The sequence below is a fragment of the Mucilaginibacter sp. P4_G9 genome (assembly GCF_056400985.1).
In genome coordinates this window covers 1-1,519 of the sequence record NZ_JBFUKF010000719.1, presented here as the reverse complement: position 1 = coordinate 1,519, position 1,519 = coordinate 1, and the positions used below count along the sequence as shown (strand labels likewise).

Annotated in this window: 2 protein-coding genes; both read left to right on the top strand. The window is 32.2% G+C overall.

From position 1 onward, the window contains the following. Window positions 1-488: glycosyltransferase family protein (locus tag AC1DPZ_RS27040; protein WP_477409342.1), on the top strand; the 488-nt coding region annotated here is incomplete at its 5' end. 83 nt (window positions 489-571) lie between these two features. After that, on the top strand, window positions 572-1,519 hold a 948-nt coding region (locus AC1DPZ_RS27035), incomplete at its 3' end, for an acyltransferase family protein (protein WP_477409340.1).

The window sequence follows — 1,519 nt, the reverse complement described above, 5'->3', positions numbered from 1 at the left end:
GGTTAACTTATACCATATACTTTTTAGGAAAGCAATTGCGCGGCGGTTATCCATTGAATAAACTGGCATTATTTCGGGTAGGAGCAGGAGAATATGAGCAGATTGATGAAGAAAAGTGGAGCAAGCTGGATATGGAAATCCATGAGCATCCTATTCTTGAAGGGGAGATAGGAACGATAAAAAGTAAAATAGATCATAGAGATTATCGGGGAGTAAACCATTATGTTACCAAGCATAATGAATATTCTGCTTGGGAGGCAAACAGATTTATAAAAGCCTTCAACAATCAGGATAATAATAAGCACATGACGTGGAAGCAGCGACTTAAATATAAATTGATGAAAAGTATATTTATTGGTCCGGCATATTTTTTTGGGAGTTTTTTTCTTCTTGGTGGATTTAAGGATGGCTCCAGAGGCTTTGCATTTGCTATATTAAAAATGTCCTATTTCACGCAGATTTACTGTAAAATAAAAGAAAACAACTAGTGCAATTTCTTTAAATCTATCCTTGCTAACGTTATTAATAACACACAACTTCTAAAACGACGTATTTTAATTAAATACCAATAATGACTGAAAGTTTAAATAAAAAGCATATTGTTGAATTAGATGGGTTGCGGGGACTCGCCGTATTACTCGTAATGATTTACCATTTTAATTTTATTGAAAAATTTAATTACACAGTTTTAGACAGGGCATTTAATTATGTGATATCAGTTGGATGGATAGGTGTTGACTTATTTTTCGTACTGTCGGGGTTTTTGATAACAGGCATATTAATAAAAAAGAAAAATGGGGCTAATTATTTTCTTTCTTTTTATTACCGACGGACACTAAGAATATTTCCCTTATACTATTTGTATCTTGTTTTACTTTTTTTGCTATTTTATCCCTTTATAGTTTCAAAAGTTAGTGTAGTTGAAGCCGGGAAAATTCACTTTACACAAAGCATTCAATTGTGGTTTTGGATTTATTTATCAAATATCAAGCAAGCGCTTGGTGATACTTTTTCTACGGCAGGTTCGTCACATTTATGGTCTTTAGCTATTGAAGAGCAATTTTATTTAATATGGCCTTTTGTAGTTTATATTGCTTCAATTCGCTCGCTAAAAAAAATCAGCATAGGAGTAATACTTTTATCCTTAATTCTAAGGATCTATTTATATTACATAGGTTGGCATGCGCAATCTATTTACATATTTACCTTTACCAGGATCGATTCTTTGGCCTTTGGCTCGTTAATTTCTGTTTTACTAAGTACAGGCTATAGTATACCCGAAAAGAAAGGCACATATTTATTTTGTGGTTTAACAGTTTTACTTACTGCTGTTTTTTGTTTTTTTGGTACAGATTATCATAGAAGTCCCATCATTTTTTTGTTTTCTTTTACTATATTAAGTGCAACATTTGCTGTTCTTATACTACTGCTTGTTTCCTCCAATACATCGCTCCGGTCATTTTTTAAAAAAAAGTGGTTGGTTTTTTTAGGGAAATATAGTTATGGTTTGTATATGTTT